The sequence below is a fragment of the Pseudomonas sp. 05T35 genome (assembly GCF_056396605.1).
Window position 1 is genome coordinate 1 of record NZ_JBFTLU010000271.1, and the last position, 5,996, is coordinate 5,996.

Below are 5,996 nucleotides of genomic sequence, written 5' to 3' on the forward strand. Positions count from 1 at the left end.
CACTGCAACCGAGGAAGCTCTGGGTGCTGTTGACGCCTGGATGGCCGGCGCTGCTTCATCAACCTCCTCGGCCGGCTCCGATTTCGCGACCACAGCCGTGGCGATGCTGTTACCCACGACATTGGTCGCGGTCCTGGCCATATCAAGGAATTGGTCGATACCGAGAATCAACAAAATCCCCGCTTCAGGAAGGTTGAACATCGGCAACGTTGCCGCCACCACCACAACCGAAGCTCTTGCGACACCGGCCATGCCTTTGCTCGTCACCATCAAGGTCAGCAATATCAGCAGTTGCTGGGTAAAGCTCAGCTCAACGTTATAGGCCTGGGCGATGAACATGATTGCAAACGCCTGGTACATCATCGAACCGTCGAGGTTGAACGAATACCCCAACGGCAGCACAAAGCTGGACACCCGCTTCGGAGCGCCGAACTTCTCCAGGGCTTCCATGGTTTTCGGGTAGGCGGATTCGCTGCTCGCCGTGGAAAACGCCAACAGGATCGGTTCCTTGATCAACTTCCCCAAGGTAAAAACCGAACGACCGAGAAACAGATAACCTGCACCGAACAGCACCGCCCAGAGGATAGCGATACCCAGGTAGAACTCGGCGATCAGCTTGCTGTAGTCCAGCAACAAGCCAAGCCCTTCAGTGGTGATCGCGGACGCGATAGCGGCGAACACGCCGATGGGCGCAAAGGCCATGACATAGTCGGTGATCTTGAACATCACCTTGGCCAGCTCATCCACACCCTGGGTGATCTGCGTGAAACCCGCTTTTTTCACTGCGGCCAGGGCAAAACCGAAAAACAGCGAGAACACGACAATCTGCAAGATCTCGTTATTGGCCATCGCCTCGGCAATGCTGCGCGGGAACACGTGACTGATAAACACCTTGAGACTGAAATCACCGGTGTTCACCGCCAACGGTGTGGCGCCCACCTGGCTGGCTTGCAGATCGAGCCCGGCACCCGGCTGGAACACGTTCACCAGTAGCATGCCAATGAACAGTGAAACCACCGATGCGGTGATGAACCAGGCCATCGCCCGGGTGCCGATGCGCMCCACGGATCTCGAACTGCCCATGCTGGCGATACCGCCAACCAGCGTCGCAAACACCAGTGGCGCGATGATCATTTTGATCATGCGAAGAAAGATGTCGGTGACCATCGAGAAGTAGGTAGCGATTTCTTTCGAAGACTTGGCGTCTGCTGCGAAATGGTGGCAAAGCCAGCCAACGAGCACGCCCAATGCGATGGCGTAGGCGATATGCCGAGGGAGTCTGTTGTTCTTCACGGTGTTTTCCTCAAGTCGTGTTATTGGTTTTTTGCTTGGCAGGAGAAAGGATCGAAATGCCCGGGTGCTGTGCTGCGGCGGGGGGCATGATCGATTCTATGAAGAGCGCGATAGGCAGATGATGAGTAATCGCCATATCCCGATGCGGTTTTGGAATAGTTTGTGAAATGTCGCGAATACCCGGTATCAGAGGCGTAGAATTTTGCGCAGCACAGCTGGAGGCGGCGTCATGCAAATCAAGTGGTTAGACGATCTATTGGCAATCGCTGAGTGCAAGAACTTCTCCCGGGCGGCCGAGATTCGATGTGTGACCCAATCGGCGTTGTCTAGACGGATTCGCTCTTTGGAGGATTGGGTGGGTGTCGAACTGGTCGATCGGGGCACCTACCCGATTCAATTGACGCTGGCAGGCCGTACCTTTTGCGAACAAGGGCGAGAAGCCCTGGCTGCCTTGCTTGAATTGCGTTCAGCGCTCAGGCAAGAGGAACGAATGCCTGGGCGTTCCATTCAGGTCACTGCCGGGCACAGCCTGTCGATGACCTTCCTGCCCAAATGGTTGACCCGCTTTCAACAGCACAATGCGCATTTCAACGCACGTGTGGTGGCGGCCAATATCCATGACGCGGTCATCGCACTGGCCGAGGGAAACTGCGATCTGATGATCGTCTACCATCACCCTCAAGCGCCGATCCTGCTGGATGTCGAAAAATTCGTCAGCCTGACCTTGGGGCACGACTCGTTCATCCCCCTCTGCGCCCCGAATCGTCGGGGTGAACCGCTGCACCGGCTGCCTGGGAAAACCGGAAAACCCGTCCCGCACCTGGCCTATACCACCACGACTTTTTTGGCGCGCGTTGCCGATATCGTCATCAAGAACGCCCCTGTTCCCTGCGTACTTTCCCGTTGCTATGAAGCCGATATGGCGATGCTGCTCATGCGGATGGCAATCGAGGGCTACGGCGTGGCGTGGTTGCCCGAAAGTGCTGTGACGGAAGCACTGGAACGTGGGCAACTCGTCAGGGCCGGTGGCAACGAGTGGAGCGCTCAGCTGGAAATCCGCTCGTACTGTTCGAAAGCCAATCAGAATCCGACCATGCTGGAACTGTGGAAAACGCTGGAGAAAGCTTCACACAGTCTCTCTGTCTAGCATCAACGGGCAGTGACGACGTTCATTCGAGCGCATGCCGCCAAACGCAGGCCGGCCAGCCCGCCGCGTAATGCCACCTATACTCAATTTCACCTCCCCCTCTCGGGGCCTGCACTGCCAACAATAAGTAGCAGAGGTGGAACATGGTCTGGCAGCAAGTCTACGATCCCTTCGGTAACCCGCTGGTCTCGACCCTCATGGCGGCGTTACCGGTGGTGGTGATGCTCACGTCCCTGGCGTTCTTCCATCTCAAGGCGCATATCGCGGCCTTGCTGGCCCTGAGCACCGCCTTGCTGATCGCCATCTTCGCCTTCGGCATGCCGGCGAATATGGCCGGTTCCGCCGCTCTCCTGGGTGCCGCGACGGGTCTGGTTCCGATTGGCTGGATCGTGCTCAACATCATTTATCTGCATCGGCTGACCACTGAGAACGGCTCGTTCAAAGTCCTGCAGGATTCCCTGGCGCGCATTACCGACGATCGCCGCCTGCAATTGCTGCTGATCGCCTTTTGCTTCGGCGCGTTCTTCGAAGGCGCGGCCGGGTTTGGTACGCCGGTGGCGGTAACCGGGGCCATTCTGATCGGGCTGGGTTTCTCGCCCCTGGCCGCGTCCGGCCTGGCGTTGATCGCCAACACCGCGCCAGTGGCGTTCGGGGCCTTGGGCACCCCCATCATCACTTTGGCCAAGGTCACCGGGCTGGATGAAATGCAACTGTCGATGATGGTCGGCCGGCAGTTGCCGTTCTTCTCGGTGCTCGTGCCGTTCTGGTTGATCTGGGCCTTCGCCGGTTGGCGCAAGATGCTGGAAATCTGGCCGGCGATTCTGGTGGCCGGGGTCAGCTTCGCGGTGCCGCAGTTCTTCGTGTCCAACTACCATGGGCCGATGTTGGTGGACGTGATTGCCGCACTGATTTCCATGGCTTGCCTGACCGGTTTTCTCAAGGTCTGGAAACCCGCCCGCGTGCACACCTCCGCGGCCTTGTCGGGGCGAGTCGACGACTCAAAAGTTGAGGAATCGCCAGACGAAAAAACGGCGGCCAGTGCAACCTTTGCCAGCGATGCCCGACCCACCGTCATGCGTGCGTGGATGCCCTGGATCATCCTCACGGTTTTCGTCTTTGCGTGGGGCACTCAAGGCTTCAAAAACATGTTCGACATCCGTCCAGCCATGGACCCGCAAACCCACTCGGCCAAGCTCGACCCCCAGGGTAAGCCAGTGAGCGAGGCGAACCCGATCTTCGCACCGGCCCTGACCTTCACCACCCTGCACTTGCAGGTCGAGAAAGTTCCGCCCGTGGTGCCGCAACCGAAACCTGAGGAAGCCATCTATAAATTCACCTGGCTCACCAGCACGGGTAGCGGCATCTTGCTGGCGGCGATCTTCGGCGGACTGCTGATGGGTTATTCGATCCCGCAACTGGTGAGCCAATACCTGCGAACGCTGTGGGTGGTGCGTTATTCGCTGACCACCATCGCGGCCATGCTCGCCCTCGGCTTCATCACCCGCTATTCCGGTCTGGACGCGACCATGGGCCTGGCCTTCGCCGCCACCGGAATCTTCTACCCGATGTTCGGCACCCTGCTCGGCTGGCTCGGCGTCGCCTTGACCGGCTCGGACACGGCGTCCAACGTGCTGTTTGGCGGCTTGCAACGAGTGACCTCGGAACAGCTGGGCATCAGCCCGATATTGATGGCCGCGGCCAACAGTTCCGGCGGGGTCATGGGCAAGATGGTCGACGCGCAGTCGATCGTGGTGGCCTCCACTGCCACCCGCTGGTACGGGCATGAAGGGGAAATCCTGCGCTATGTGTTTTTCCACTCCATCGTGCTGGCGATACTGGTCGGTGGGCTGGTCACGTTGCAGGCGTATGTGGTGCCGTTCAGCCACTTGGTGGTCGGCGGGCATTGATCGACACCAGGTGGGTTGTTTTCCTTTAGCTCCATGCCCGGGCTCTTCTCCCGGGCGTGGCGCGTAGCAGCCACCTACACCAACCGCTCGATCTTCTGATGCTGCCAGACCATTGTGTAATACGCCGTCTGCAACGCCAGCATGCTCAGGTAAGCCAGCGGAAACGCCATCCACACCCCTTGCAATCCGAACTGCGCGTCCAGTACATACGCCATCGGCAACTGCACCCCGACCACGCACACGATCGCAATCGCCACCGGCACCATCACCGTGCCGCTGGCGCGCATGATGCCGCCGATAACCGCCTGGAAACCGAACACCAGCAGGCTCCAGAGCATGATGTGCAACAGGTGTTCGGCCATGGCCTGGGTGGACGGATCGGTGAGGAACAACCCCAGCAACCAGTGCGACAGCAAATAACCCAGCACCACGAGGCCACCGGTCAGCCACACATTGATCAACAACCCGGTGCGCAGGATCAGCCCGATCCGCTCGATGCGCCCTGCCCCGATGGCCTGGGCGCCGAGGATCGACGCCGTGATCGCAATCGATAGCGCCGGGAATTGCACGTAATTGACGATCTGCGTCACCGCCCCGTACGCCGCCGTCGCCTGGGAACCGTGCTGGTTGACCAGCGCCAGAATCACCAGCTCCGACAGCGACAGCACCACCATCTGCAACCCCGTGGGCAGGCCGATGCGCAGCACTTTGCCGAGGATCTCCAGGTTCAGCCGCATCGCCGCAAAAAACGCCCGATCCGGCGCCAACGGATGCCCCTTGCGAATCAACCGCCAGGCCAGCCAGGCCATCGCCGACAGGTTACCCGCCAACCCGGCAAACGCCGCACTCTGAATGCCCATCTGTGGCAAGCCGAACCAACCGCGAATCAACGCCGGCGTCAGCGCCAGCCCGATACACGTCGACACCAGCAACGCCACCAGTGGCGACAGCGTATCGCTGACCCCACGCAACAACTGGGTAAACAGCACATAAACCAACAGCGACGGCAAGGTCCACATCATCACATGCGCATACGCCACCGCATCGTCCAGCACATCCGCCGGCGTCCCCAACCCCTGCAACGCCGGCCGCGCCAACACACTCCCCACCACCGCCGCCACCAAGCCGATCATCGCCCCCAACAGCAATGTCGTCCCGGCAATCGCCTTGACCATCTGCGGCTCCCGTGCGCCCCACGCCTGACCAATCAACACCCCGGCACCCGCACCAAGGCCGATAACCAGCGCGATGAAGAAAAACACGATCGGGAACATCCCGGACACCGCCGCCAGGGCTTGAGTGCCGAGCATTTGGCCGATGTAGATGCTGTTGATCGTGCCTGACATGGATTGCAGGAAGTTGGACAGGACCATGGGGGCCAGGAACAGGAGGTAGGTTTGCCAGAGGGGGCGTTGGGTGGTTGGGGTTTGCATGGAGGTTCCGTCTCGGATGGGGATGCCGTGACGGGATTCTACGGAGGGTGGAATGAGTAATGAACACAAATAATCGGGATCGATCATGTACTCAGAATCGGTGGATGACCGAGTCGATGACTCGCCATTCACGGGAGCCTGCATACGTTGCCTTATGCCAATGCTCGCCCCTTCGCCGGCACACAACGCATCGAGCGACAGTGCGGGGTCGTTAGC

The 5,996-nt window shown here is 59.7% G+C and carries 4 protein-coding genes; 2 read left to right on the forward strand and 2 right to left on the reverse strand.

Annotated elements, in window-relative coordinates; translation table 11 throughout:
- Window positions 1-1,293, reverse strand: a 1,293-nt coding sequence (locus AC1DH9_RS19565; protein ID WP_477808618.1) for a dicarboxylate/amino acid:cation symporter, incomplete at its 3' end; no start/stop codon positions are given.
- Window positions 1,294-1,522: 229 nt separating this feature from the next.
- Between AC1DH9_RS19565 and AC1DH9_RS19570 the strand changes: the two genes are divergently transcribed.
- Window positions 1,523-2,440 carry a LysR substrate-binding domain-containing protein gene (locus tag AC1DH9_RS19570; protein ID WP_427544897.1) on the forward strand — a complete coding sequence of 306 codons (918 nt, stop codon included), beginning with the start codon at window positions 1,523-1,525 and terminating at the stop codon, window positions 2,438-2,440.
- A gap of 143 nt (window positions 2,441-2,583) precedes the next feature.
- The gene (locus AC1DH9_RS19575; RefSeq protein ID WP_054597098.1) at window positions 2,584-4,347 is read left to right on the forward strand and encodes an L-lactate permease; all 1,764 of its coding nucleotides are present in this window, start codon (window positions 2,584-2,586) and stop codon (window positions 4,345-4,347) included.
- 74 nt (window positions 4,348-4,421) lie between these two features.
- On the opposite strand, the gene AC1DH9_RS19580 is transcribed toward AC1DH9_RS19575, so the two are convergent.
- Window positions 4,422-5,780, reverse strand: a complete 1,359-nt coding sequence (locus AC1DH9_RS19580) for an MATE family efflux transporter (protein WP_427544899.1) — start codon at window positions 5,778-5,780, stop codon at window positions 4,422-4,424.
- Window positions 5,781-5,996 lie beyond the last annotated feature (216 nt).

Bases quoted from the DNA above. Each gene is read 5' to 3' on its own strand.
- AC1DH9_RS19570 (WP_427544897.1), top strand. From the start codon at position 1,523: ATGCAAATCAAGTGGTTAGACGATCTATTGGCAATCGCTGAGTGCAAG.
- AC1DH9_RS19575 (WP_054597098.1), top strand. From the start codon at position 2,584: ATGGTCTGGCAGCAAGTCTACGATCCCTTCGGTAACCCGCTGGTCTCG.
- AC1DH9_RS19580 (WP_427544899.1), bottom strand. From the start codon at position 5,780: ATGCAAACCCCAACCACCCAACGCCCCCTCTGGCAAACCTACCTCCTG.